Source organism: Streptomyces sp. ID05-26A, assembly GCF_033794685.1.
In the GTDB taxonomy this organism is placed as follows: domain Bacteria; phylum Actinomycetota; class Actinomycetes; order Mycobacteriales; family Pseudonocardiaceae; genus Lentzea.
Genome location: NZ_JARAYZ010000007.1, coordinates 188,651 through 214,824 on the forward strand (window position 1 = coordinate 188,651; position 26,174 = coordinate 214,824).

General features: G+C 69.0%; 25 protein-coding genes. 10 read left to right on the top strand and 15 right to left on the bottom strand.

Annotation, left to right across the window (positions count from 1 at the left end):
- Window positions 1-15 precede the first annotated feature (15 nt).
- The 3 genes from PV646_RS40595 to PV646_RS40605 are packed head-to-tail and all read left to right on the top strand — an operon-like array spanning window position 16 to window position 1,800.
- Window positions 16-975, top strand: a complete 960-nt coding sequence (locus PV646_RS40595; RefSeq protein WP_500348019.1) for an SDR family NAD(P)-dependent oxidoreductase — start codon at window positions 16-18, stop codon at window positions 973-975.
- A 1-nt stretch (window position 976) separates the two neighbouring features.
- Window positions 977-1,621, top strand: coding sequence for an SDR family NAD(P)-dependent oxidoreductase (locus PV646_RS40600; RefSeq protein WP_500348020.1), 645 nt, complete (start codon window positions 977-979; stop codon window positions 1,619-1,621).
- A gap of 20 nt (window positions 1,622-1,641) precedes the next feature.
- Window positions 1,642-1,800, top strand: coding sequence for a hypothetical protein (locus PV646_RS40605; RefSeq protein WP_500348022.1), 159 nt, complete (start codon window positions 1,642-1,644; stop codon window positions 1,798-1,800).
- On the opposite strand, the gene PV646_RS40610 is transcribed toward PV646_RS40605, so the two are convergent.
- A complete protein-coding gene (locus PV646_RS40610; protein ID WP_500348024.1) occupies window positions 1,793-2,383 on the bottom strand; it encodes a TetR/AcrR family transcriptional regulator in 591 nt (196 codons plus the stop codon). The two genes, PV646_RS40605 and PV646_RS40610, sit on opposite strands and share 8 nt — an antisense overlap.
- Window positions 2,384-2,463: 80 nt before the next feature.
- On the opposite strand from PV646_RS40610, the gene PV646_RS40615 reads away from it, so the two are divergent.
- Both PV646_RS40615 and PV646_RS40620 read left to right on the top strand, forming a co-directional pair.
- Window positions 2,464-2,790: an antibiotic biosynthesis monooxygenase family protein gene (locus PV646_RS40615; RefSeq protein ID WP_030477998.1), complete on the top strand. Its 327-nt coding sequence runs from the start codon at window positions 2,464-2,466 to the stop codon at window positions 2,788-2,790.
- A gap of 15 nt (window positions 2,791-2,805) precedes the next feature.
- Window positions 2,806-5,139 carry an ATP-binding protein gene (locus PV646_RS40620; RefSeq protein WP_500348026.1) on the top strand — a complete coding sequence of 778 codons (2,334 nt, stop codon included), beginning with the start codon at window positions 2,806-2,808 and terminating at the stop codon, window positions 5,137-5,139.
- Here the strand turns inward: PV646_RS40620 and PV646_RS40625 are convergent.
- On the bottom strand, window positions 5,105-5,707 hold the full coding sequence (locus PV646_RS40625) for a DUF305 domain-containing protein (RefSeq protein ID WP_500348028.1): 603 nt from the start codon (window positions 5,705-5,707) through the stop codon (window positions 5,105-5,107). The two genes, PV646_RS40620 and PV646_RS40625, sit on opposite strands and share 35 nt — an antisense overlap.
- A gap of 212 nt (window positions 5,708-5,919) precedes the next feature.
- Here PV646_RS40625 and PV646_RS40630 point away from each other — a divergent pair, with 212 nt between their 5' ends.
- Window positions 5,920-7,401, top strand: a complete 1,482-nt coding sequence (locus tag PV646_RS40630; RefSeq protein ID WP_500348030.1) for an LVIVD repeat-containing protein — start codon at window positions 5,920-5,922, stop codon at window positions 7,399-7,401.
- A gap of 32 nt (window positions 7,402-7,433) precedes the next feature.
- On the opposite strand, the gene PV646_RS40635 is transcribed toward PV646_RS40630, so the two are convergent.
- From PV646_RS40635 to PV646_RS40665, 7 genes are read right to left on the bottom strand one after another with little or no spacing between them, the layout of a single operon-like run.
- Complete coding sequence (locus PV646_RS40635; protein WP_500348032.1) at window positions 7,434-8,594, bottom strand: MFS transporter; 1,161 nt, start codon at window positions 8,592-8,594, stop codon at window positions 7,434-7,436.
- The gene (locus PV646_RS40640) at window positions 8,595-8,990 is read right to left on the bottom strand and encodes a VOC family protein (RefSeq protein ID WP_500348034.1); all 396 of its coding nucleotides are present in this window, start codon (window positions 8,988-8,990) and stop codon (window positions 8,595-8,597) included.
- A gap of 54 nt (window positions 8,991-9,044) precedes the next feature.
- Window positions 9,045-10,178, bottom strand: coding sequence for a low temperature requirement protein A (locus tag PV646_RS40645; protein ID WP_500348036.1), 1,134 nt, complete (start codon window positions 10,176-10,178; stop codon window positions 9,045-9,047).
- On the bottom strand, window positions 10,175-11,206 hold the full coding sequence (locus tag PV646_RS40650) for an ABC transporter ATP-binding protein (RefSeq protein WP_500348037.1): 1,032 nt from the start codon (window positions 11,204-11,206) through the stop codon (window positions 10,175-10,177). Before PV646_RS40650 ends, PV646_RS40645 begins: the two co-directional genes overlap by 4 nt.
- 2 nt (window positions 11,207-11,208) lie before the next feature.
- Window positions 11,209-11,991, bottom strand: a complete 783-nt coding sequence (locus tag PV646_RS40655) for an ABC transporter permease (RefSeq protein WP_500348038.1) — start codon at window positions 11,989-11,991, stop codon at window positions 11,209-11,211.
- Window positions 11,979-12,899 (bottom strand): ABC transporter permease, encoded by a 921-nt coding sequence (locus PV646_RS40660; protein WP_500348040.1) that lies wholly within the window; start codon window positions 12,897-12,899, stop codon window positions 11,979-11,981. Before PV646_RS40660 ends, PV646_RS40655 begins: the two co-directional genes overlap by 13 nt.
- Window positions 12,896-14,017, bottom strand: coding sequence for an ABC transporter substrate-binding protein (locus PV646_RS40665; RefSeq protein ID WP_500348042.1), 1,122 nt, complete (start codon window positions 14,015-14,017; stop codon window positions 12,896-12,898). Before PV646_RS40665 ends, PV646_RS40660 begins: the two co-directional genes overlap by 4 nt.
- A 235-nt stretch (window positions 14,018-14,252) precedes the next feature.
- Here PV646_RS40665 and PV646_RS40670 point away from each other — a divergent pair, with 235 nt between their 5' ends.
- Entirely contained in the window at window positions 14,253-15,107 is an 855-nt protein-coding gene (locus PV646_RS40670) for a glycosyltransferase family 2 protein (protein ID WP_500348044.1), read from the top strand.
- Window positions 15,108-15,143: 36 nt separating this feature from the next.
- Window positions 15,144-15,545, top strand: a complete 402-nt coding sequence (locus PV646_RS40675; RefSeq protein ID WP_500348046.1) for a PPOX class F420-dependent oxidoreductase — start codon at window positions 15,144-15,146, stop codon at window positions 15,543-15,545.
- Here PV646_RS40675 and PV646_RS40680 read toward each other — a convergent pair.
- Together PV646_RS40680 and PV646_RS40685 are read right to left on the bottom strand one after the other, a co-directional pair.
- Window positions 15,540-16,469, bottom strand: a complete 930-nt coding sequence (locus tag PV646_RS40680) for a hypothetical protein (RefSeq protein WP_500348047.1) — start codon at window positions 16,467-16,469, stop codon at window positions 15,540-15,542. The two genes, PV646_RS40675 and PV646_RS40680, sit on opposite strands and share 6 nt — an antisense overlap.
- A gap of 91 nt (window positions 16,470-16,560) precedes the next feature.
- Complete coding sequence (locus tag PV646_RS40685) at window positions 16,561-17,133, bottom strand: vWA domain-containing protein (protein WP_500348049.1); 573 nt, start codon at window positions 17,131-17,133, stop codon at window positions 16,561-16,563.
- Between the two features lie 119 nt (window positions 17,134-17,252).
- On the opposite strand from PV646_RS40685, the gene PV646_RS40690 reads away from it, so the two are divergent.
- Window positions 17,253-20,141, top strand: a complete 2,889-nt coding sequence (locus PV646_RS40690; protein WP_500348050.1) for an AfsR/SARP family transcriptional regulator — start codon at window positions 17,253-17,255, stop codon at window positions 20,139-20,141.
- On the opposite strand, the gene PV646_RS40695 is transcribed toward PV646_RS40690, so the two are convergent.
- Window positions 20,128-21,327, bottom strand: coding sequence for a helix-turn-helix domain-containing protein (locus tag PV646_RS40695; RefSeq protein WP_500348052.1), 1,200 nt, complete (start codon window positions 21,325-21,327; stop codon window positions 20,128-20,130). The two genes, PV646_RS40690 and PV646_RS40695, sit on opposite strands and share 14 nt — an antisense overlap.
- 103 nt (window positions 21,328-21,430) lie before the next feature.
- The gene (locus PV646_RS40700) at window positions 21,431-21,607 is read right to left on the bottom strand and encodes a hypothetical protein (RefSeq protein WP_500348054.1); all 177 of its coding nucleotides are present in this window, start codon (window positions 21,605-21,607) and stop codon (window positions 21,431-21,433) included.
- A 217-nt stretch (window positions 21,608-21,824) separates the two neighbouring features.
- Here PV646_RS40700 and PV646_RS40705 point away from each other — a divergent pair, with 217 nt between their 5' ends.
- The gene (locus tag PV646_RS40705) at window positions 21,825-22,442 is read left to right on the top strand and encodes a hypothetical protein (RefSeq protein ID WP_500348056.1); all 618 of its coding nucleotides are present in this window, start codon (window positions 21,825-21,827) and stop codon (window positions 22,440-22,442) included.
- A gap of 36 nt (window positions 22,443-22,478) precedes the next feature.
- Here the strand turns inward: PV646_RS40705 and PV646_RS40710 are convergent, their stop codons facing one another.
- Together PV646_RS40710 and PV646_RS40715 are read right to left on the bottom strand one after the other, a co-directional pair.
- Complete coding sequence (locus PV646_RS40710; protein WP_500348057.1) at window positions 22,479-25,580, bottom strand: helicase HerA domain-containing protein; 3,102 nt, start codon at window positions 25,578-25,580, stop codon at window positions 22,479-22,481.
- Entirely contained in the window at window positions 25,577-26,104 is a 528-nt protein-coding gene (locus PV646_RS40715; RefSeq protein ID WP_500348058.1) for a hypothetical protein, read from the bottom strand. Before PV646_RS40715 ends, PV646_RS40710 begins: the two co-directional genes overlap by 4 nt.
- Window positions 26,105-26,174 lie beyond the last annotated feature (70 nt).

Below are 26,174 nucleotides of genomic sequence, written 5' to 3' on the forward strand. Positions count from 1 at the left end.
ATACGCATACCTCAGATGAGATTCTCTCGCTACCCGCATACCTCCGACCGGCCTAACCTGGAGGTCGTGATCAAGACTCAGTTCGGATTCAGCAGCACCGCCGCCGAGGTCGCCGAGGGCGTCGACCTGACCGGGAAGCGCGTGGTCGTGACCGGCGCGGCGTCCGGCATCGGTGTCGAGACGGCACGGGCGCTGGCGGGCAGGGGCGCCGAGGTGACCCTGGCCGTCCGCAACGTCGCCGCAGGCGAGAAGACCGCTCGGAACATCGGGGGCGACGTCCGCGTCGCGAGGCTCGACCTGACCGACCTCGCGTCCGTCGACGCGTTCGTCCGCGGCTGGGACGGCCCGCTGCACGTGCTCATCGCCAACGCGGGCGTCATGGCCGTCCCCGAGCAGTACACCGAGCAGGGCTGGGAGTGGCAGTTCGCCACGAACCACCTCGGCCACTTCGCGCTCGCCACCGGTCTGCACCCAGCGCTCAGGGCCGCCGGCAACGCCCGCATCGTCGTCGTGACGTCCACCGGCCACATGCTCTCGCCGGTGGTCTTCGACGACGTCAACTACTCGTTTCGCACCTACGACCCGTGGACCGCCTACGGCCAGAGCAAGACCGCCAACGTCCTGTTCGCGGTCGAGGCGACCCGCCGCTGGGCCGAGGACGGCATCACGGCGAACGCGGCCATGCCCGGCGCGATCTTCACGAACCTGTCGGCCCACCTCGGCATCACGGAGGCCGACGTCGACCTCTCCACGATCAAGACACCGGAGCAGGGCGCGGCGACGTCGGTGCTGCTGGCCACCTCGCCACTGCTGGAGGGCGTCGGCGGCCGCTACTTCGACGACTGCGCCGAGACCCCGACCGTCGACCGTCGCGACGAGGCCCCTCCCCTGCACGGCGTCGCCCGCTACGCCGTCGACCCGGACAACGCCGCCCGCCTCTGGACGTACTCCGAGACCCTCCTCGCGAAGGCGTGACATGACCGTCGCACTGGTCACCGGCGCCACCCAGGGCCTGGGCCTGGCACTGGTCGAAGGGCTCGCCCAACGCCTGGAGCCCACCGACACCGTCTACCTCACCGGCAGGAACATCGACCGGATCACCGACGCCGTGCGGTCGATGCCCGGCGGCGGCGCGAGGATCCGCGGCGAACTCCTGGACGTCGCGGACCCCGGTTCCGCCGCGAAACTCGCCGCACAGCTGGAAGAACGGCACGGCGGCATCGACATCGTCTTCGGCAACGCCGTCATGCGCGTCGGCCCGGACGACGATCCGCGCGCGATCATCGACACCTACACCGAGGTCAACAACTTCGGCACCACCAGGCTCCTCAGGGCGTTCGCCCCGCTGCTGAACGACAACGGCAGGCTGATCGTCGTGGCGAGCTCACTGGGCACGCTGCGCCAGCTCGCGCCGGTGCTGCACAGGAGGTTCACCGGTCCGTCCTCTTTGGACGAACTGGACGGGCAGATCGTCCGCTGGCGCGACGAGGTGAAGGACGGCAGGGCACGGGCCGGGGCGTGGCCGGGCTTCGTGAACATCCCTCCAAGATCGGCCAGGTCGCCGCCGTGCGCGTGCTCGCGCGGGAACGCCGCGAAACCGACCTGGCCAGAGGAATCCTGATCGCCGCGGTGTGTCCCGGAATGATCAACACGCCGACTTCCGCGCTGTGGTGGGACGTCAGCACCGCCCCGACCGCGAATCAGGCCGCGACGGCGTTGCTGGATCTGGCGCTCGATCCGCTGAACCCGGGGCACCACTGCGAACTCGTCCGCCACGGCGAGGTCGTGCCGTTCAGCTGATGGGCTTGTCCAGCCCGTGCACCACCTGGTCGAGCAGCGTCCGGATGACCGCCTCGTTGTGCTCGGTGCGCCCCGGCGTGATCATCCGCGACGTCGCCTCGACCATCGCGTGCACGAGCATCGCCCGCAACGGCGCGCGCTCCACCCCGGCCGTCTTGAAGACCCCGACCAGTGGCGCCAGCAACCGTTCGTGCTCGGCGCGGATCTGCTCGCGCGACGAGTCCGGCAGCGTGTGCGCGGACAACGCCACCACCGCCCCGTGGCTGCCGTCGGTGATGATCGCGAGCTCCGTGCGCAGGTACGCCTCGATCTTCTCCGGCACGGACGACGCGCTGTTGACCGCGTCCTCCAGCTTGTCCGCCCACTCCGGCAGCGCGTCCGACACGATCGCGGCGACCAGTTCCTCGCGCGACCGGAAGTACTCGTAGAGGCTCGGCCGCGACAGCCCGACCCGTCTGGCGAGCGACGCGAGCGTCAGCGCCTCCGCCCCCTCGGTCGCCACGATGTCGCGCCCGGCGTCCAGCAGGGCGCGCAACCGGTTCGCGCGGTGCTCCGCCACGGTGTCTGCGCTGATCCTCGGCACATCGGGATCGTATCGCGCTTGATTTCCCGACGGGGAGTTGGAATAGTTCCCGACAGAGCGTCGGGATCACGGAGGCCAGCATGTTCATCGCGACCAACCGGATGTTCGTCAACGCGGACATGTCCGAGGAGTTCGAGCGGTACTTCCGCGGCAACATGCGCACCCACCTGCCCGGAGTCCCCGGCCTGCTGCGCAGCACGCTGCTCAAGCCGACCCAGGACGACCAGCCGTACGTCTCGGTCAACGAGTTCGAGTCCGAAGAGGCCTTCCGCGCGTGGGTCGCCTCCGACGCGTTCCGCGAGGCGCACAAGGGCCATCGCACGATCGCACGCCTGGTCACGGGCAACGAGCCGGAGCGGTTCACGCACGCCGAGGACATGGTTCTCCCGCGCCAGCGCACCGAATAGGCGATACTCCCCCAGGTGGGGGACGTCCGCTTCTTCGTGCTCGGCCCGCTCGCGGTCGAGGTGAGCGGGCAGCCGATCGCGCTGCCCGCAGGCCGCGGACGGGACCTGCTGGCGCTCCTCGTCGCCCGCGCGAACGAGGTCGTCCCACTGCACGAACTCGGCGACACCCAGGCAGTGCGCACCGCCATCAGCAGACTCCGGCGGGCGCTGGGCGAGACGGACTTCATCCGCACCTACGAGACCGGGTACCTCGCCCACGTCGCCGACTCGGACCTGATCGACTTCCGCGCGCTGCGCGACCAGGGCCGGCACGCCGAGGCACTCACGCTGTGGCGCGGCGACCCGTTCGAGGGCATCGACGCGGTCAGCACGACCGCCAGGGAACTGACCCGCGAACGTGAGGCCGTCGAGGCGCTCGTGCCGGTGCCGCGCCAGGTTCCCGCACCGCTGGCCCAGTTCGCCGGCCGTGACCGCGAACTCGCCGCGTTGCGCCGGTCCGGCCCGGTGACCCTGCTCAGCGGCGTGGGCGGCGCCGGCAAGACCACACTCGCGCTGCAATGGGCGAACGAGGCCGACTTCCCCGCCGGCGAGCTGCACGTGAACCTGCGTGGCTTCGACCCGACCGCACCCGTGCGCGCCGAGGACGCCATCCGCGGTTTCCTCGGCGCGCTGGGCGTGCCACCGGACAACCTGCCCGCGGGCACCGACGAACAGGGTGAGCTCTACCGGACGTTGTTGCGCGGCAAGAACATGCTGCTCCTGCTCGACAACGCCCGCGACGCCGACCAGGTGCGTCCGCTGCTGCCGGACGACCCCGCCTGCCGTGTGGTGATCACCAGCCGCAACCGGATGGACGACCTCGACGGGACCACCAGGGTGCGGATCGACGCGTTGAGCCACGCGGAGGCGCAGGAGGTCCTGTCCCAGCGGATCGGCGCCCGCGCCACCGCCGAACCCCAAGCCCTGTCGAGGCTCGCCGCGTTGTGCGGTGGACTACCGCTCGCCCTCGCGATCGTGGCCGCCCGCGCCGACCCGCAGCACTCGCTGACCGCGCTCGCCGACGACTTCGCGAACGACGACGTGCTCGACTTCCTCGACACCGGCGAGGAGACGACCAGCGTCCGGTCCGTCTTCGACTGGTCCTACCACCGGCTTTCCCCTGCCGCACAACACCTCTTCCGCCTCCTGGGCGTGCATCCGGGCCCGGACGTGTCCACCGCCGCGGCCCGGAGTCTCGCCGCGGGCGTTCCCCCGTTGACCGAACTGGTCGCCGCCAACCTCATCACCGAGACCAGGCCGGGACGCTACGAACTGCACGACCTCGTCCGCGCCCACGCCCGTGACCTGGCCGGCGAGGCGGAGGGCAGGGAGGGGCTGCACCGGCTGCTCGACCACTACCTGCACAGCGCCCACCACGCCGACTCCGAGCTGGACACCCACCGCCAGCAGCTGATCATCACCCCGCCGGTCGAGGGCACCACACCGGAGCGCCCGCACGGCAACGTCGCGAAGTGGTTCGCCGTCGAGGCCGATGTGCTCATCGCGCTGAGCACGACCGCGGCCAACGAGCGGTTCGACGTCCACGCGTGGCAGCTCCCGTGGTGCCTGACCGTCCACATGGACCGGTCAGGCCGCTGGCACGAGTGGATCACGGTGCTGGATTCCGCCCTCGCCGCGACCAGACGGCTCGGCGACGACCACGCCGAGGCCCGCCTGCACCACCTGCTCTCGCACGCGTACTTCCGGCTCAGCGACTCCGCCACCAAGATCGCGCACCTGGAGTCCGCGCTGGAGTTGTACGAACGCGCCGGCCTCACCGACGGCCAGGCACGCATCCACCGCAGTCTCGCCGGCTTCCGCGAAGGCACGGGCGAGCTCGACCAGGCGCTGCACCACGGGCAGCGCGCCATGGCACTGGCCGCGAGCGCGACCGAACTGGCCGGCGCCATGAACCAGGTCGGCTGGTTCCACGGCCTGTTGGGCCGGCACGACGAGGCCCTGGACCACTGCCGGAAAGCCCTTGCCCTGCACCGGACCGGCGGCGACCGGCTCGGCGAGGCCAGCACTCTCGACAGCATCGCCTACAACCTGCACCACCTCGGTGACTTCGCCGGCGCGATCACGCACTACCGGGAGTCGCTGGAGGTGTTCACGGCCATCGGCGAACAACTCGAAGTCGCCACCACCCTGGTGAACCTCGGCGACACCCACACCGCCACCGGCGACCACGACGAGGCCCGCCGCGTCTGGCAGGAGGCCGTCGAGATCTACGACAGCCTCAACCACGCGGACGCAGCCCAGGCCCGCGCCCGACTCACAGCTCCGTCAGCAGCTTCTTCATCCGCTTGATCTCGTCGTCCTGGGTGGCCACCACGTCGTCGGCCATCTCCTCGACCTGGACGTTGGCACCGGCCCCGCGCACGTCCGTCGCCATCTTGATCGCACCCTCGTGGTGCTTGATCATCAGCTCCAGGAACATGCGGTCGAAGTCCCTGCCGCGCGCGGCACCCAGCGCGGTCAGCTGGTCCTGCGTCGCCATGCCGGGCATCGAGCTGTGGTCGCCGTGCGTGCCGATGGCGTTGAACGTGCGCTGCCACTGCTTCATGGCGCCGATCTCGGGCTCCTGGCTGAACCGGATGCGGTCCGCCAGGCCCTTCACCGTCTCGTTCTGCGCGCGGTCGGGGGCGAACCGCGTCATCGCGAGCGCCTGCTCGTGGTGCGCGATCATCATCGCCACGTACTGGCGGTCGGCGTCGTTCGGCGGCGCCTGGGTCACCCCGGTCACGTCGGAGAGCGCGACCGTCGGCGCGGAGCCGCCGGGAGTGTCCGGCGCGATGATCGGCGGGGCGGGAGGCTCCGACGTGCAGCCCGCCAGCAACGCGATCGCCGCCGTGATGACCAAGACCCCAGAACGCATGCTTCGGACAATACATCTCACCGCGCCACGATCTTGGGCCTCTCGACGTGGCATACCAGAGTGACGGTGCGAAATCGGACAATCACTCCATGACGTCTTTCCAGCCTTTCGGGTGTGCGCAAAAAGCGCAAAAACCTCCGAAAGACGCTGGCCCTTAGCAAGGCGAAAGGGTGATACTCCCCCTCACCAACCCGTACCGAGGGGGTACAGCTGTGACTTCACGCGCAACGGCCTGGCGGCGCAGAGCGCCGTTGGCGGTTCTGGGGGCGCTCGCGCTGACGCTGTCGACGGTGACCGCGTCCGCGAACGCCGAGCCCGACCTGCCTGCGGACGGCAAGGGACTGAGCGAGGCTCAGCTCGAGTCGCGCGCGGAAGGGTCCGCCGCTCTTCCGGGCGTCGACGAGATCAGCCGCAGTCGCAACATGGTCCCGGTCGCCCACCTGGACAAGCAGGCTCCGCTCAGCTCGACGCAGACGGACATCGCGTTCCAGGACCACTACGCGTTCGTCGGCAACTACGACGGCTTCGTCATCTACGACGTCCGCAACCCGAAGAAGCCCACGATCAAGAGCCAGGTCCTGTGCCCCGGCTCGCAGAACGACATCTCGGTGTACGGGAACCTGCTGTTCCTGTCGACCGACTCGTCGCGCAGCGACAACTCCTGCTCCAGCGTCTCCCAGCCGGCGACGATCAAGGAGTCGTGGGAGGGCATCAAGGTCTTCGACATCAGCGACAAGGCCGCCCCGAAGTACGTCGCGGCCGTCGAGACCGCCTGCGGTTCGCACACCCACACGATGGTGCCGAGCAAGAACAAGAAGGACGTGTACCTCTACGTCTCTTCCTACTCGCCCAACGCCACGTTCCCGGACTGCCAGCCGCCGCACGACAAGATCTCCATCGTCAAGGTCCCGGTGAAGAACCCGGCCGCTGCCTCGCTGCTCAAGGCACCGGTCCTCTTCCCGGACGGCGGCAACCCCGGTCGCTCCGGCGACATCGAGACCGGCTACACCTCGGCCACGAGCGGTTGCCACGACATCACCGTCTACCCGCAGCTCGACCTCGCGGCCGGCGCATGCATGGGTGACGGCGTCCTCTGGGACATCTCGAACCGCGAGAACCTGGTCGAGATCAACCGCGTGCAGGACGACAAGAACTTCGCGTTCTGGCACTCCGCCACGTTCAACAACAGCGGCACCAAGGTCGTCTTCACCGACGAGCTCGGTGGCGGTGGCGCGGCGACGTGCAACGAGAAGATCGGCCCGAACCGCGGCGCCAACGGCATCTACGACATCGTGGGCAAGGGCAAGAACCGCAAGCTGGTGTTCAAGTCCTACTACAAGATCCCGCGCATGCAGACCGACTCGGAGAACTGCGTCGCGCACAACGGTTCGCTGATCCCGGTGCCCGGCAAGGACATCATGGTGCAGTCCTGGTACCAGGGCGGCATCTCGGTGTGGGACTTCACGAACTCGAGCAAGCCGCGTGAGATCGGCTTCTTCGAGCGCGGCCCGATGCCGAACAACAGTTCCGGCGGCACCTGGTCGACCTACTGGTACAACGGCTACATCTACTCCTCGGAGATGGGCCGCGGCTTCGACGTGATCGACATGCGCGACCCGCGCACGTTCATCGCGAAGCTGTTCCGCACGGACGAGCTGAACGTGCAGACCCAGGGGAACTTCTACCGCGGGTAGAAAGCTCCCATCCAGAAGGAGTCCAACTCAGATCAGCGCGGCTGCCGGCGTTCGGCAGCCGCGCTGACTGCTGTCAGGACCAGGGTCACCGCGACACCACCGAAGACCGCCCACACCGGGTTGCCGACGTCCATCGCCCACGCGGCGACCACGGCCGTGAGCCCGTAACCGGCGCCCGTGACCGCGTACATCATCGAGAACCCGGCCGCGTGCGCGCCGACCGGAAGCCGTTCGCGCAACGCCAGACTGCGCGTCACCAGCACCCCGGACTGGAACAGCCCGGCCGCGAGCAACGCGCCCGCGATGCCCGGCAGGTTCGGGAACAACGCCAGCGCGCCGACGCACGTCGCCGTGACGACGAGCAGCACCAGACCCTGTGTGCGCAACGATCCCGGCCACGGCCGCAGCCCGTACAGCACCGCGCCCAGCGCGCTGCACGCCGCGAACCCCATGAGCAGCGGCCCGATCCAGCCGATCGCGATCCCCCGGTGCTCCAGCAACGCGGGCAGCACGAGCTCGGCCACCGCGAGCTGCGCCAGTGCCGCCGCGCTCACCAGGTAGATCGGCCACGCCGACGCCACCACGTGCGGCTTCGCCGTGCCCGACCGCGACGTCACGTGCCCGCGCGGCAGGATGAACACCAGCCACGCCGCCACGACGACGAGCGACACCGACACCACGACGGGCGCCCGGTGGTCGACGCTCAACGCCAGCACCGTGACCAGCGCGGGCGCCACCGCCCACACCACCTGCGTGATCATGGCGTCGAAGCCCATCGCCTTGGGCACCAACGAGTCCGGCACGAGCCCGAGCAGCATCGCGCGCAACCCGCCCGGCGTCGTCGACGGCCCGGCCCCCGCGACGAACGCCGCGATCGCCAGCACCGTCACGTTCTGCGTCAACGCGAGCGTCGTGAACGCCGCCGCCCCGACCACCAGCCCGATCGACAACTGCCCGCGCATCCGCGACGGGTCGAGGAAGAGCCCGAGCAGCGCGGCACCGAGGATCTCGCCCAGCACGTAGACGGCGACCAGCGACGCGGCCAGCACGTACCCGCCGGGCAGCCCCCTCGTCAGGAACACCATCATCAGCGGCGTCATCGACATCGGTAACTTCGCGGCGACCGTCACCACGGCGCACGCCAGCACGTCCCGGTTCGCGAGGTCGCGGTACCCGGCAGCGGAGATCGTCATCTATTCGCCCAGCTCCTGGAACAACGTCAGCTGCAACCCGGCGGGCGCTTTCAACCGCGCGTTCAGCGAGTTCCACGGCGTGCGCGTCGGTTCCGCGATCACCTCGGCCCCGGCCGCTTCCAGTTCACGGGTGGTCGCCGCGGAGTCGTCCACCTCGAACGCGACCCGGACGTGCCCCGCGACGCGCCTGCCGACCTCGACGGAGTCGATGAACTCGGCGTGCGGCGGGTCGGTGAGCTCCAGCGTGGCCCGGCCGGCCTCGAGGATCGTGACCCGCCCGCCGTCGGACGCGAACGCCGCCCGTTGCTCGAGCCCGAGCACGTCTCGGTAGAAACGCAGGGCTTCGTCGTAGTCGTCGGCGGTGACGACCAGGCGGAGTTCACGGACACCGGTCATGGCGACGATCATCGCACCACCGGTGTCAGAAGGACGAGAAGACGCGAAAGTGCCTCACACCTCGACGCGGTGATCCTGCGTCTGCACCAGCCGCGTCGCGACGCAGAGCACCAGCGCGATCCCCGCCGTCACGTGGATCGGCGCCGGCCCGAACGTCGCCGCCAGCACCGCCACCGACCCGAGCGGCAGCAGGTACTTGCGCACCCCGGACTGCCCAGGACAGTCCTGCACGTACCAGACGCAGAGGAAGAACACCGCCAGCGGCACCGTCGTGAACGCGGCCACCGTCGTCCCCGGAGCGTGCGAGATGTGCAGGTCGTAGTCGACGCTGGCGGCGAGCCCCGCGCCGAGCGCCGCGATCGACCCGAGGATGAAGAGGTGCGCGTAGCCCCACAGGAACGCCTTCTTCAGGTTGTGCAGGTGCGCCGGTGCCTCGAAGTAGATCCACCACACCGAGAACACGATGACCAGCGAGGCCGCGGCGAGCGAGATCAGGTTGACGCCGCTGTCGAAGCCCTTCTGGAACGCCAGCGTGGCCGCGAGGATCGACTCGCCGAGCACGATCAGCGTGAACAGCCCGTGCCGCTCCGCGATGTGGTGCGGGTGCCAGGTCGTGGCGCCGGAGCGTTCCGCCCAGGCCGGCACCAGCAGTTCACCGATCATGAAGAGCACCCACAGCGCGACCTGGAGCGACGGCGGCGCGGCCACGACCCACAACACCCACAGCACCTGCATGAACGCGATGCCGCCGGCGTAACGCCGGGTGCAGGTCTTGTGCTCCGGGTTGTCCCGCGCCGCCCGCAACCAGTGCGCGACCATGCCGAGCCGGATGACGACGTACCCGCCGACGACGATCCGGTAGTCCTGGTGCTCGAAGACGGCGGGAATCCCCGCCGCCACCACGAGCACACCGGCGATCTGGACCATCGTGATGACCCGGTACAGCGTGTCGTCGTTGTCGAACGCGCTGGCGAACCAGGTGAAGTTCAGCCACGGCAGCCACAGGGCGAAGAACGCCATGCAGAACGCCAGCACGCCGGCTCCGACGTGGTTCTCGGAGACGGCGTGGTGCAACGAGGCGGCGGCCTGGGCGACCGCCACCACGAAGCTCAGGTCGAACAACAGCTCCAACGGCGTCGCGACCCGGTGGGCCTCCGCCGTGTCGCGCGCGAGGAGCTTCTTGATCATCCAGGCACCACCATGATCCGTGATTCGCTGAGGTCGAGCGCGACCTGGGACCCCGGCTGGTACGCGGCGGCGGTGTTGGAGGGCTGGTCGATGCGCAGCACCTGCTCCCCCACCCTCACCGAGATCCGCGTGACCGGCCCGAGGAACGACTGGGTCAGCACGTCGCCCACGATCTTGCCACCGGCGTCGCCGTCGTGCGCGGAAACGCCGATGTCCTCCGGCCGCACGATCAACCGGACATCACTCCCGGACGGCTGGTCGTGCGAGACCGGAAGCGTGATCCCGTTGACCACCACGGTCTGGCCCTCGGCCTTGGCCTCCACGGAGTTCGTGACGCCGACGAACTGCGCCACGAACGCGGTCTTCGGCTCGCGGTAGACCACGGACGGGGTGTCGAGCTGCTCCAGGCGTCCGTGCGACATCACGCCGACCCGGTCGGAGACGGCGAGCGCCTCCTCCTGGTCGTGCGTGACGAACAGCGTCGTCATGCCGAGCTCCGTCTGGATGCGACGGATCTCGTCCCGCAACGAGACGCGGACCTTGGCGTCCAAAGCGGACAGCGGCTCGTCCAGCAGCAGCACACGCGGCTGGATCGCCAACGCCCGCGCCAGCGCGATGCGTTGCTGCTGACCACCCGACATCTGGTGCGGGTAGCGGCCGCCCAGGTGCGCCAGCCCCACCAGTTCCAGCAGTTCGCCGGCCTTCTTGGAGTCGGTCCTGCGCATCTTCAGGCCGAACGCGACGTTCTGCGCCGCGGTCATGTTCGGGAACAGGCTGTAGGCCTGGAAGACCATGCCCATGTCCCGCTTGTTGGCGGGAACCTTGGTGATGTCCTTGCCGCCCACGGTGACCGTGCCCGAGTCGGACGTCTCGAAGCCCGCGACGATGCGCAGCGCCGTCGTCTTGCCGCAGCCCGACGGGCCGAGCAGCGACACGAGTTCACCCTCGGCCAGTTCCAGGTCGAGGCCGTCCAGCGCGGTGTTGTCACCGAACGTCTTGCGCAGTCCCTTGAGTACCAGGTGACCCATCTTCACTCCTCGACCACGGTCTGACGGCGCCGTTGGCCGACGTAGGAAAGTGCGAACAGAAGGACGAACGCGAAGATCAGGCACAGCAGCGACACCGCGATGGACACACCCGCGTTGCGCTTGCCCAGGAGGTTGACCTGCACCTGCAGCGTGTCGAAGTTGAGCAGCGAAGCGATCGTGAACTCACCGAGCACCAGCGCCACGCTCAGCAGCGAAGCACCGATCAGCGCGACGCGGATGTTCGGCACGACGACCTTCCACAGCACCGTGAACCACGACGCGCCGAGGCTGCGCGCGGCTTCGGCGAGCGTCTTCAGGTCGATCGCGGAGAGTCCGGCGTCGACCGCGCGATAAGCGAACGGCAGCACCAGGATCGTGTACGCGAACGTCAACGTCAGCGGTGAGTCGCCGAGGAAGTAGTTCACCCACGCGTAAAGCGGCGCCATGCCGACCACCAGCACGATCGCGGGGATCGCCAGCGGCAGAAGGCACAGGAACTCCACGAGCCGTTGCAACTGCGGGAGCCTCAACCGGATCCACGCCATCGTCGGCACGAGCAGCACCAGCATCAGCACCGCACTCGTGACGGACAGCAGCAGCGAGTTGGCGAGGGCTTCCATCAGCCCTTCGTCGTCGACGATGGACGTCCACGACTCCAGGCTGCGGGTGTCGTTCCTGCCACGGGTGGAGAACTCCGCCATCGCGATCAACGGCAGGACGAAGTAGACACCCAGGACCAGCAGGATGATCGTGCGCAGGACGCGCTGCTTGACTAGCGAACCCACTTGGCCACCCTCTTCTGCAGCAGCACGTTGACGCCCATGGCGATGCTGACCACGATCACCATGCCGAGGCCGAGCGCCTTGCCGAGGTTCTCCTGGCCCAGCACGACCTCGCCGGTGAGGAACCCGCGGATCTGCAGCGGCACGATCGGGCTGCCCTGCGAGACGAGGGCGGCGGCCGTGGCGTACGCGCTGAAGGCGTTGGCGAACAACAGGAGCAGCGCGCCGAGGAACGGCGGCGTCAGGATCGGTCCGCCGACGTGCCGCCAGTAGGTCCAGCTCGTACCGCCCAGCGACGCGTTGGCCTCACGCCACTGCGGGCGCAGGCCGTCGAGCGCGGGCAGGAACACGATCACCATCAACGGGATCTGGAAGAACGTGTAGACGAGCGTCAGGCCGGGCAGCTCGAAGAGCCACGCGCTGCCGGCGAACAGGTCGATGCCAACGTTGTCACGCAGGAACTTCGTGACAAGACCTTCGAAGCCGACCGTCGCGAGGAACGCGAACGCCAGCGGCACGCCACCGAACTGGGCGAGCACACCGCTGCCCGCGACGACGGTCCGGCGCAGCATCCCGTCGGGGTTGCCGACCGCGATCGCCCACGTGAGCAGCGCGCCGAAGATCGCGCCGATGACCGCCGTGAGCGCGGAGAGTTCGATGCTGCGCACGAACGCGTCGAAGACGACGCCAGTGAACAGGGTCGTGAGGTTGTCGAACGTGAAGGCGCCGTTCGAGTCCTGGAAGGCGCCGACCAGCACGAGCACCGTGGGGTAGACGAGGAAGATGCCGACGAACGCCAGGAACGGCACCGCGACGAGCCAGGCGGCCGCAGATGGCCGACCGGCGGCCCCACCCTTCTTGGGGGCGGGACCGCCGGGCTTTGCCGCCGCTACGGGAGCGACTGAGGTCATCCGATGGCCTGCGCCCAGGTCGCGGTCAGGACGGCCTTGGCCTTGTCGGCCTGGGCCTGCGTCTGGAACACCTGCTTGCCGTCGGTCTTCGGCAGCTTCTCCTTCGCCGCCTTGTCCGCCTTGTCACCCATCTTGTCGAGGCGCACCGGGCGGGCGAGACCCTGCAGGTAGAGGTTCTGGCCCTCGTCGGAGTAGAGGAACTCCTGCCACAGACGCGCGGCCGCGGGGTGCGGCGCGTCCTTGTTGATGGCCTGGTTGTAGTAGCCGCCGATCTGCGCCTCGGCCGGCACGACGACCTTCCAGTCGAGCTTGCCCTTGAGCTTCTCGGTCTGGGCGGCGTTCGTGTAGTCCCAGTCGATGACGACGGGCGTCTGGCCGGACTCGATCGTCGCGGGCGACGGGTCGACCGGCTGGAAGTTGCCGGCCTGCTTGAGCTGCTTGAAGAACTCGACACCGGGCGCGATGTCGTCGGCGGAACCACCGTTGCCCAGCGCCGCCATCACGACCCCGGAGAACGCCGCGCCGGCCGCCGTCGGGTCACCGTTGAGCGCGACCTTGCCCTTGAACTCGGGCTTGAGCAGGTCCTTCACGCTGGTCGGCGCGGGCACCTTCGCGGCGTCGTAGCCGATCGACATGAAGCCGCCGTAGTCGCCGTAGTACGCGCCGTCCGCGTCCTTGAGCTCCGCGGCGATGTCGTCCCAGGTGCTGACCTTGTAGGGCGCGAACAGATCCTTGTTCGCGAGCGCCACGTTCAGCCCGAGGTCGAACACGTCCGGCGCGCGGTCGGTGCCCTTGAGCTGCTTGGCGGCGTTGATCTCCTCCTGGCTGGAGGCGTCCGGCTGGTCGGACTTGACCTCGATGCCGTACTTCGCCTTGAACGCCTCGATGACCTTCTCGTAGTTGGCCCAGTCCGGGGGCAGCGCGATGACGTTGAGCTTGCCCTCCTTCTTCGCGGCCTCGACCAGCTTGTCCATGCCGCCGAGCTCACTCGCGGACTTCGCGGTCCCGGCTGCGCCGGCCGGCGTCTCCTTGGCGGGCGGGGCGCCACAGGCGGCCACCGCCAGCACCAACGCGCCGACGCCAATCAACTTCGTCGTGACGTTCCCTCGCTTCAGCACCAGCGGAGGATTGGCTCGGGATGCTTTCGTTGTCAAGCCAGCCGCGCCGGTTGAGACCTTCTCGACTCCAACCGTGAATTCGCGGGGTGTCAGAGGTTGCCGCTGAATGCTTTCCGAGCTTCGGCGAGGTGCCGCGCCGCGATCCCGGTGCTGGACGAGCGCGGTGGTCGACGCTCGTCGTTTGTGGACGAACTCCTCCCGGCGCATGCCCCGGCCCCGTCCGTAGGCTGTGCGGGTGCGCCTGATCATGACCCTGCTCGTCCGCGACGAGGCCGACGTCGTCGCCGCGATGATCGAACACCACCTCGCCGCGGGGGTGGACCTGGTCGTCGCGACCGACAACGGCTCGGTCGACGGCACAGTCGAGGTCCTGGAGGCCTACCGCGACGCGGGCGTGCTCGAACTGCACCACGAACCGGCGCAGGACTACGAGCAGGGCCGCTGGGTGACCGCGATGGCCCGCCGCGCGGCCGCCGCGCACGGCGCGGACTGGGTGATCAACGCGGACGCCGACGAGTTCTTCTGGCCCGCCTCCACCTCGCTGCGCGACGACCTCGGCGCGGTGGACCCGGCGTTCGGGGTGGTGGAGATGCGGCGCGACAACCTGGTCGCCGACCCGTCCGCCGACGGTGGCTGGATGCGGCGGCTGGTCCTGCGCGACACCGCGTCGTTGTCGCCGCGCGGCACCAGGATCGGGCCCAAGACCTGCCACCGCGGCGATCCGGACGTCACCGTCGACCAGGGCAACCACGGCGTGGCCGGCCCGCGCCTCGGCCCGATGACGACGGCCGGCATCGACATCCTGCACGTGCCGGACCGCGGCTACGACCAGTACGAGCGCAAGATCGCGAACGGCGGCGCGGCCTACGCGGCCAACACCCGCCTCGATCCCGGCGTCGGCTGGCACTGGCGCGAGGACTACGAACGCCTCCGCGACGGGACGCTGCACCAGACCTACCTGAGCCGTCAGCCCGACGTGGCGGCGGGACTCGCCTCGGGGGTGCTGGTCGGGGACACCAGGCTGCGCGACCGGTTGAGCGCGCTCGACCCGGTGGTGCCGTGGGCGTTGCGCGCCGTGACCGGCGCCTGATGGTCGAATCCGCAGAAACCTGTTCGTATTGGAGGCATGTTCACCGACGAAGAGATCGCCTACCTGCGCGAACAACCCCTGGCCCGCCTCGCCACCGTCAACGAGGACGGCCAGCCGGACGTGGTGCCGGTGGCGTTCGAGTACGACGGCGAGTACCTGTGGGTCGGCGGTGCGGGTGACCAGGTCAGGACCACCCGCAAGTTCCGCAACATCACCGCCGGCCGTCGCCAGGTGTCGCTCGTGGTCGACGACCTGGTCTCGTTCACCCCGTTCGTCGCGAGGGCGATCCGGGTCTACGGCGTCGCCGACGACCCGGCGGACCGCGTCGGCCTCGTCGGTCCTGGCGTCTACAGCCGCATCACGCCGACCCGTGTCTGGGCGTGGAACATGGCGGGCGAACCGGTGGGCGAGACCTGGTACGAGCCTCGCCGCTCATGACGCCCGGCGCGCCGAGCACACCGCCGCGCTCCCCCACCGCGCCCCGTAGAGCAGGCCGGGCAGCAGCCGCCGGAACCGCAGGTGGATCTCCCACGCCCGGTCCACCGCCTGCGCCATCCCGGGCGGTTCGGCGTCGGACCGCTGCACCAGCACCCCGTCGAACGCCCGCACCAACCGCTTGCGGTCGTGCTCGAACCGCACCCGCAGGTCGAACAGTTCGCACGGCCGTTCGGGCACGTGCAGCACGCACGGGTGCATGGCGTCGCGGTGCGACATGCGGTAGCGGATCGCGAAGTCGTGGGTCACGCCGCGCGCCAGCGGTTCGGCCGGGATCAGCGTGAAGCCGGGCCGGCCACCTTCACCGCGTTCCTGCAGGGTGCCGCCGTAGAGCAGGTGCACGTCCACGTCGCGCCGCCGCACCGGGAAGACCGGCGCGAAGTCGAGCGAGTCGACGCCGTCCTGGTCCGCGACGATCTGGTAGCGCTCCAGCACCTCCGGCTGGCCCTGGTCCAGGACCACCGCGACGCTGAGCTCCGCGGTGTGCCACCCGCCGTCCGTGCGCGGGGACGTCGTGGCGGCGAGCTCGGCCAGCTGTTCCACGGCCTCGTCCACGCGCCGCCGCACGGTGCGGGAGTCGCGGTCGATCCGCGCGGCCACCCAGGTGACGCGCTCCTGGTAGAGCGGCTGCCGGACGTCGGCGATGAGACCGAACGCCGCGCGCGCCGCGAGCTGCAGGTCCTCCGGGAGCTGCTCGACCAGCTCGGTCAGCCGGGTGACGAGCTTCTGCTTCGCCGCGACCGACCCGTCGGCGCTGGTGATCCCGCAGGCGGCGGCCAGCGACGGGCCGACCCTGTCCGCGATCCGTCCGGCGTGCACGCCCCGTCCCTTGCGGAGGGTCTTCAGCTCCCGGACCAGGTTCGTCATCATCTCCCGATCTCCTCCCGTGCTCTCTCACGTGCGGCGGAGGCAGGTTGCGGTGCGTGTGTGGACGAGAAGTGGACACGCCGTGGATTCCTCACACGTGCTCCGCTCGCAGGACCGTCCGCGCGACCGAAGAGGCCAGCGCGTTGCCCAGGCGGACGCCGTCGCGGCCCAGGAAGACGCGTGAGGTGCCGATGCGGCCGAGCGTCGGCTGGTCGACCGCGCCGAGCCCGAACGCGATCATCTCCGGGCACGACGCGGTGGCCGTCAGCCGAGCCAGTGCGGCGGGCCAGGCCGGATCGGTCGGCCTGCCGTCGGAGACGAAGAAGATCATCGGGCGGCGCACCCGCATCCGTTGTTCCTTGAGGGCGTGCACGTCGCGTTCGATCACGGTGCGCACCAGGGTGAACGCGGACCCGAAGTCGGATCCCGATTCCTGGCGAGGGCGAATGATTTCCGCCGGATCGAGCGCGGGCAGCAATGGCCGCACGACCAGCGGGCTTTCCGCGAAAGCGACCACGCACAGCCTGATCTGCGCGGACGCCCGCCGATCCGCGTGCACCACACCGCGGAACTCGCGCATTCCGGCGTTGACCTCGTCGATGTGGTCGCTCATCGAGAACGACACGTCGCACACCAGGTAGCACGGCAACACATCGGACACCATGACGTGCACCGTTACCGGATCGCGTTGATCAAACGTGGACAAAAAGATGATTCCCTGACACGCGGAAGCGACCTTGCGCGACATTCCACCCAGACGGAAGCTTCAGAGCAGGAGGCGGCGTGGAATTTCGAATGCTGGGTCCACTGGACGCGTGGCACGACCACGCCGCCATACCGTTGGGGGACCAGCAACAACGCTTCATCCTCGTCGTGCTCCTGTTGAACGCGAACAAACCCGTGTCACCCGAACGGATCACCGAGGTCGTCTGGCCGGACAACCCGGAACGCCGGACGCTGGTACGCGGGTACATCAACAAGCTGCGCAAGGCGTTCGACGGCACCGACGTGGAGATCGAGCGAACGGCCACCGGATATTTGCTGCGCGTCGACGACGACCAGATCGACTCGCTGCGCTTCGACCGGCTGCGCACCGAAGCCGCCCAGGCCCTGCAGGACAACGACCAGAGGCGTGCCGTCGCGTTGCTGCGCGAGGCGGTGGCGCTGTGGCGCGGCGACTTCCTGGAGGACATCAACATCGATCGGATCGGCGGGACCGAGGTGATCCCGCCGGACGAGGCGTACCTCGACGCGCTCGGCGACCTGGCCGAACTGGAGCTCGTCACCGGTGACCACCGCTCGGCCCGCGACCGGATGCGCCGCGCCGTCCGCCTCCAGCCCGCCCACCAGAAGTACACGGAACTGCTGATGCGCGCGCTGATCGCGGGCGGCGACCGGGTCGGGGCGATCAAGGCCTTCGACGCCGCGTCCGACGCGCTCGCCGACCTGGGCCTCGAACCCGGAACCGTGCTGCGCAACCTCGCCGAACGCGCCCGCCGCGGCGAACCGGCGAGCTCGCTGCCGTCCCGTCCGGGTGGTTTCACCGGCCGGGCCGGGGAACTCGACACGATCGAGGCCGCCGCCGCGGGATCGAACGAACGCCGCGCGGTGTGGATCAGCGGCACGCCCGGCGTCGGCAAGACCGGACTCGCCGTCGAGGCCGCGCACCGCCTGCGCCACCGCTTCCCCGACGGACAACTCCTCGTGGGGCTCAACGGGTTCACGCCGAACGTGGCCCCGATGTCGGTGTCGGAGGCGTTGACGCAACTCCTGACGGAGCTGGGCATCCCGCCCGAACAGATCCCGGACACCGAGGGCCGCAAGGCGACGCTCTACCAGACCCAGCTCTACGGCACGAAAACGTTGGTGGTGCTGGACAACGCGGCGTCACCCGAACAGATCCGCCCGTTGCTGCCCGAGGCAGGCGACTGCTTCGCGATCGTCACCAGCCGCAGGATGGGCGAGCCCGACATCAGCGAACACGTGCGGCTCGCGCCGATGCCGCGCGACGACGCGGAAGCGCTGTTCCTGACGCTGACCGGACCGCGCGTGCACGGCAGGTCGAAGGCCGTGGCCGGGTTGGTGAAGCGCTGCGGCTACCTGCCGGTGTCCATCACGATCGCCGCGGCCTTGCTGCGCAAGCACGACCGGTGGTCGCTCGACCACCTGCTCGGCCTGATGGACGACAGCGGGGCCTGGCGGGAGGGCACCGCCGCCATCCACGCCTCCTACCAGCAGTTGGACGACCAGCAGCAACGACTCTTCCGCCTGTTCGGCCACCTCCCGGGCCCCGACGTCGACCTGATCGGCGCTGCCGCGCTGGCCGGCCACGACGTCACCGCCACCCGCAGGCTCCTCTACGACCTGCACGAGGTCTGCCTGCTCGAAGAGGTCGCGCCGGACCGCTACCAGATGCTCGACTCCGTCAAGGAGTTCGCCGCCACCGACGGACCACCGGCCGACGCCCTGACGCGCCTCCTCGACTTCTACCTCGTCACGCTGGCCGACGCCGTGAGCGTCGCCTACCCGTTCGACCGCCTCGCGCTGCCCTCGGTGAACCGCGAAAGCCCGCTCAGACTGCGGTTCGCGGTGCCGGACGACGCGTTGGCGTGGATCACCGCCGAGCGCGACAACCTGATGGCGGCGATCGGGCACTCCGGACCTGACCACGCGTGGCTGCTGGCCGCGTTGATCTGGCGGCACTTCAACACGACGAACCGCTTCGACGACTGGATCGACGCGGTCAAGACCGTGCGCACGGACGACGACTACAGCCAAGCGTATGTGCTGCAACGCCTTTCCAGCGCCAACGACAGGTGTGGCCGGCACTCGGAAGCGCAGGAGCTGGCCCAGCAGGCGTTGCGGCGCTGGAGCCGGCTGGGTGATGTGGCAGGTGAGGCGGCGGCACTGACCGCGCTCGCCATCTCGTCACTCCAACTCGGTGACCACGACGAGGCGCTGGAGCACTTCGAGTCCGCACGAGCGAAGTACGAGCAGTGCGGCGACCTGCGCGGCCGCGCACACGCGTTGAGCATGCTCGGCTATCTCAACGAACAACACCAGCGCTACGACATCGCACTGACGCAACAGGAAGAGGCCGTCAAGATCTCGCGGGAGATCGGGTTCCAGCAAGGCCTCGCCCACACGTTGAACAACCTGGGCGCGATCCGGCAGCACCTCGGGATGCTCGAAGAGGCCATCCCGAACCACCTGGAAGCGCATGACATCGCTGTCGAACTCGGCGACGCGTCCGTGGCCGCCTTCGCGCTGACCAACATCGCCGACGCGCACCGGCTCTCGGGCAGGCTCACCGAAGCGTTGCACCACAACAACATGGCGGCCAAGGCGGCTATCGGGTTGACCGACCCGGACCTGAACGCGAGGCTCGACCGCGACCGGGCCGCCACCGTGCGGGACACCGGCAACCCGTCCGGGGCGTTGCTGCTCTTCCGGTCTTCACTGGACATCGCGACCGGCGCGGGGAACCGCACCAACCAGGCGCACGGCGAGATCGGCGTCGCCCGGATGCTGCACGAACTGGACCGGCACGACGAGGCGGTCCCGCACTGGAACGCCGCCGAAGCGTTGTTCCGCGAGCTCGAACAACCCGAAGCCGAGGAGGTGCGAGTTCAGCGGGCAGCGTTCACGTGCGCCTGCGTCAGCGGTGAGTGAGCAGGCGCTTGAGTTCCGGGTAGACCTCCTGGACGGCGCCGTGGTTGTGCCACCGTCCCAAGGTTCTCGCGAGCTGCCGCAGGTCGGTCCGCACCGTCGCGGAGTCGACCTGCGCCGCGTCGTCCAGCACGGGGGCGAGCGTGCGGCAGCTCTCGTCCACCTCGCCTGACAGCGCGTACGCGAGTGCCCGGCGCGTGCCGAAGCGGGCCCGGGAACGGCGGGACGTGGCCGGTATCAACGCGAGCTGGCGGTCGAGCACGGCCGCCGCCTCCCCGTTGAGCCCGAGGTCGGACAGCGACCACCCGCGGGCCAGTTCCAGCGGATCGGGCGCGCTGGAACCGAGCGCCGGGTAGGCGCTGTCCGGGTCGACGGCCTCCATCAGGTGCGCGGCCCGGTCGAACGCGCTCTCCGTCCCGTATCGGTCGCCGGCGAGCGCATGTCCCTGTGCCTCACGCCGTGCGGCCAGCGCGAGCACCCGCGACCCGGCGCTGCCGATCCACTGCGCCTGCTGGGCGAGGCTGATCGTGGAGACCGCGTCCTGCCGGTAGAGCGCGAGCCCGGCCTCCCGCACGAACGCGTAGGCGGCGATGTCGGGATCGCCTGCCGCGCGGGAGAGTTCGGACGCGTGCCTCGTCCACCACAGCGCGTTCGGCTCGTCCCCGGCCTCCTGGCACATCCAGCCGGTGTACTCGGCGATGCGCGCCGCGAGCCGCAGCAACCGCGTGCCGACCGGCCCGGTGTTCTCGCGCGCCATCCCGTGCACCGTGTGCTGCAGGGCTTTCAGCGGTTCGACGAGCACCAGCGGACTGGTCCGCAGCCCGAGACCCTGCAGCGTCTCGAACGACGCGCGCATCCCGGCGAGCACCATCTCGTCCGGCACCGACCGCGCCCCGCCGCCCCCGAGCGGCGCGACGCCGAGCATCGTGCCCGCGCCGAGCATCGTCCCGGCGACCAGCACCTGTCTGCGTCCGCTGGAGGCCGGCCGCATCGCCGCCTCGACCAGCACACCTCCCACCTTCAGCACTCCGTCGCACAACCTGGCGACCGTCGGGGTGGGCGGTTTGAGGTCGTTCTCGATCTTGCTGAGATAGCCCTTGCTGTAGTGGATCAGCTTGGCCAGCTGCCCCATCGACAATCCCGCGGCGATGCGATGCCGGCGCAACAACTCACCAAAGGTCGCGGCCACGATTACCTCCCCTTCCGGCGTGTTCCGAGTACATCATCCGAACGTGCGCGAGGCAATCGCCCCGGCCTTGCAGAAAATAGGCCGGGGCGATTTCACGAGTGGCTCAGCCGTGCCACACGTTCCCGCCGCCGTCCTGCGTTTCCGTGGTGGTCGTGGTGGGGGGCGGCGGCGGGTTGTCGTCGGCGTTGGCCGCGACACCACCGGAAACGGAGGCCGCGATGGCGATCGCGGTCAGGAGCGTGGCGGCGCCGGCGGCGACAGTGGACACGATTTTGGACATGGCGAATCCTCCGAAGGTGATCGGAATTGATTTCCGGATTTCGCCCGCTCTCTGCGGGCTCCCTTCGAGCATTCGTCTTCGAAAAGCGTGAAACCAGGTGTTTCCCGTTGCCCACCGAGGTGGTCAACGCGTCCACTCCTCATCCACTTCTGGTCGACAACCCCGGTGAATGCTGCGCGCGCCCGGCCGCCGGCCGGAACTCACCGAGGAGGTTGGAGTGACCGAACCCGCGACCTACGACATCGCCGTGTCGTTCGCCGAGGAACAGCGCGCCGTCGTCGACGAGGTGGTCGAGGCGTGCCGCCAGCGCGGCCTGACGGTGCTGGAGGGCAACGACCTGCCGCAGGCCCAGGTGCGCTTCCTGGTGCCGTTCGTGTCCACAGTGGACGACCTGGTCGACCGCGACCACGTGGTACCGGTCCTGACCGGCGAGGCGCCCGCGTCGTCCGACGTGATCTACCTGCGCGCGGACGAGCACCTGGTCGACGCCCTGGTGGCCCGCGTAGAGGCGGCGGAAACCGCAGGCGAGGAGCGAGCCCTGGTGACGGACCTGGCCACGTCGCACAAGGAGCCGGCCCCCGCCCCGAACGCCCTCCGGCACCTGGCGGAGCAGTTCGCCGCAGCCTCACCCGCACTGGCCCGCCGCGGTCTCACCGGCACCGTGCACCACGGCGACACCACGATCGCCCTGCGCGTCGAACGGGAGGGCGACGCGGTGTACGCGCTGCAGGTCGACAGCGACAACGAGACGGTGAACTTCGTCGTGCTCGGCGGCTCCACCGAGCAGCTTCCCGTGCTGTGGCAACGGATCGAGGACATGCTCACCGCACTCTGACGACAAAGGGCGGTGCCTCGCGGCACCGCCCTTCGCTCACTGCCTGGCCCTCTCGATCACTTCTTCCAGCCGCAACGGACTGGGCGGGTGGTGACTGAGACACAACGGCGCCCGCATCCGCCGGAACCCGAACGTGTCCCCGGTGACGTAGAACTGCCCGCGTTCCAGCCGCGAGATGTCCGAGATCGAACTCCCCTTGGCCCGAGCCATCTCCGTGGCCGCCGCGATCTGCGCCGGACTGTTCAACCGCCCGAAGAACTGCGTCGTGGCGTTCCCGGTCACCTGGTTGTGCACACCTTTGGGCGCCTGCGTGGCCAGCAACAACCCGAGCCCGTACTTCCGCGCCTGCGACGCGAGCAGAATCGTCGTCCGAGTACTGGCCGAAGCACCACCGGACGGCGCGATCGTCTGCGCCTCGTCCATCACCATCAGCCCGCCCAGCGGCCGATCAGCGGCAGGGTTCCGCTTGATCCAGGCGAACACCTCCAGTTGCAACTGGCTGATGAACCCCTGCCGCTGCTCGTCGGACGGCAACCCGACAAAACTGACCACCGAGATCCGCGCCTTCTTCCCCACTGAAGGCTCGAACAACACCCCGGGATCCGTCGCCTCACCAGTCCCGGCGAGCAACGGATCGTTGACCATCGCGGCCCGCAGCGTCTCGGCCAGATCAGCCGCGGTAGCAGTCGCGGAAAACAACTTGCTGACCCCGTCCGGCAACTCGGCCAGCAAGTCCACCAGCCCGTTCAGATCCCTGCGATCACTGCGCGCGTAGTGCTTCAACGCCTCCTTGAGCACAGCCCGCCCCCGAACAGCGAACTTCGTCTCGCTCGCGATCCGCGCATGAGGCACCAACCGAGCCACAGCGGCCTCGACAGCGGCCTCGAACTCGTCCTCATCCCCCCGAACCAGCGCGAAGTCGGGCAGGGGATGAAAACTCAAGGGCCGCCCACCGGCCCGCCCGGGCGTCCACACGACCACCTCGGTGCCGGCGAGGTACTCAGCGGCCAACGCCTCGTCCCCGCCGCGCCACTCCCCCGGCACCTCGGGCCAGGCATCACCCAGCCGCGCCAGGTCGTTGTTGGGATCGAGCACGATCGCCGAAACCCCTTGCAACGCACACTCTTCGACGATCCGCCGCAACAACACGGTCTTGCCGCTACCAGACCCGGCGAACACGATCGCGTGCTTGCGCAACGACTCCAGCTCGATCCGGATCTCGCCGTCCATCCCGAGCAGGATCGCCCCGTCAGCCCGCTGGGGTTCCTGCTTCGGCGTTCTCGGCCGTGGCGGAGGCCGGGTCTCCTGGTGGCTGGCCGCGGTCCGTTCCTGATCAGGCAGGACAGACCTCAGAAACGTCGTGCTGCTGGCAGGCTTCCGCGCCACCAGCCAGGCAAGCAGCTGATGCGTCTGCACCGAACAGATCTCCTTGAGCGCGCTGAACGTCCGCAGATCCTCGTCCGTGATGTCGACGCACCGCCCACCCGCACTCTCGAGCTCGGCGACCAGACTCCGCGTCACCGCACCGGTCCAGCCCTTGGCCCCGTTGCGAATGATGATCAGATGCCGCCCCCGCGCCCCATGCGTTCCCTCCGCGGCAGCACGAGCCTCCCGAAGCTTGCGCAACACCGTGTTGCCGTGACTGACCGCGATGAACCGCAGCCCCCACCGCTCCTCGGTGTCCAGCTCCTCGTTCACCGTGAGCCGCAACCCCGCGTGCAGCCCCATGTCGTCGGAATGAGGTTCCGGGTGCCACTTCAGCTCGTCGTTGCCCACCTCGGTGATCCACGACTTCAACCCCGCGAGCAACAAGGCAGGCACGAGCTCGTCCTCGTTGCCGGACCTGATGTCCGCGGCGGCGATCCCGGCCGCCTCCTTCAACCGTGCGAACTTGGCGTCGAACTCCGCCATGTAGTCCGGTTCAGGCCCTGCCTGCACCGGCGGCGCCACCGGATCGGACTGCACCGGCTCGTCGAACGAGCCCAGTTCTCTCAGCTCGCCGTACAAGCAGGACTCCGCGTGCTGGTGCACCCGCTTGAGCAACTGGCGCGGCGTGCGATTCGCCCAGTTCGCCGGATCGAAAGCGCTCGGCGCCACCGGCCACGTCGGGTGTGGCGGCACGATACCGTTGCGCTGATAGATCACACCGAGCCACTTTTCGAGAAGTCTCCTGCCGATCTCCGGGTCGGCGATGGAGGCCAGGATCGGCGTCGTGGTGAAGCGGTCCTCGACGGTGTCACTCGCGATCGACTTGAGCATCAACCACGTGTCGATCAGACAAGCGACGACTGTGATCGTGCGCCTCGTCGTCTCGCGGAGCTGCATCAACCCGTCGGAGATGTCCGCGATCTCCTGCACCAGCTGCGGGTTCGTCACCTGCTCTCCGGCCTCGTCCTGGCCCTTGTTGACCAGCGTGTCGAGCTGGTCGACGGCGATGACGCAGGGACCGGTCATCGCGAGGACGCGAGAGATGTCCCGCACCAGGGTGCGCGATGGGCTCGCTTCCCCCGGAAGACCCCAGCGACGGCGTTCGTCCCCCGCGTCGTCCAGACCCTTGAGGTAGGAGCGACCGATGTCGGAGTGCTCCGAGGCGTACAACACCAGCGCCCGGATCGTGTCACCGCACTCCACAGCAATGCGACTGTCCACTTTGCGCAGTCCGCTGAGGAAAGTTCGCAGGTGTTCGGGCGTCAGTGCTGCCTCTCCCGCGACCGCGTTCGCGACCTCCTCCGGCATGTCCGCGCCGAGACACAGCTGGCGCAACAACACGGTGAGCTGGAGCTCACCGTCATCGTTGGCACGACGCAGCTCGCTGCGCATCGCTTCGGCCACATCGTCCCAGAACGCCATCCCGGACGTGACCTCGACGAGGAAGAAGTAGCCGCCCTGCTGCTGGACCATCCTGCGCACCGAACCCAGTAGGTGCGTCTTGCCGACACCCTTCTCGCCTTGCAGGACAAGGCCTCCGACGCTCGGCCCGATGCTGTCTCTCGCGTCGGCGATGCCCGCACGGAGACGATGCACAGCCCTGGTGTGCAGACCGTCGATGTGGAACGGGGAGGCGTGCCAGACGTCATCGGGAGTCTCGGCGGAGTTGAACCGCAGGACGGCCAGCGCCTCACGCAGGTGCTCGGTCATGATTCCTCGATCGCCATGAGGTGTTTGTCCTCGCCGCCGATCCTGATGGCGGCGGCGTGGTCCTCGTCGGTCAGCGCCTTGCGGTTCGAACTGGGAACTAGATGTGTGTCTCCGGCCTTCACCATCTGCAGCAGCGTCTCGTCCACGTCGTCGCGCTCGGCGCCGAGCCGCGGACGGATCTTGGCGAGCCGGACCCAGTCCTGGTAGCCGTCGCCCAGCTCCAGATACACCTGCCGGATCAACTCCTCCAGGGTGCCAGTGCGCACAGCCTCGGCGAACAGTCCGCGTTCGACGAGGAATCGCATCACGCGGCGCAGCACCGCGGTGTGCACCCGAGCCAGTGGTCCCATGCGCGACGGAGCCTCGCCTTCGCTGAGATCGTTCCTGCACCAGGCAACGCCCTTGTCGGTGATCCGGTGAACCAGTCGCCTGCCTTCCTTGGACGTCTCGATGAGGCCGTCGTCGTTGAGCGCTTCACGATCGTCGCGCCCCAGCTCGATCCGGTAGTCCTTCAGCAGCTCCACGTTCGAGATCACTCGGTCTTCGAGCATCAGCTGGACCAGTGCAGCCCTGGCGCTGGGTGCGTACGTCTCC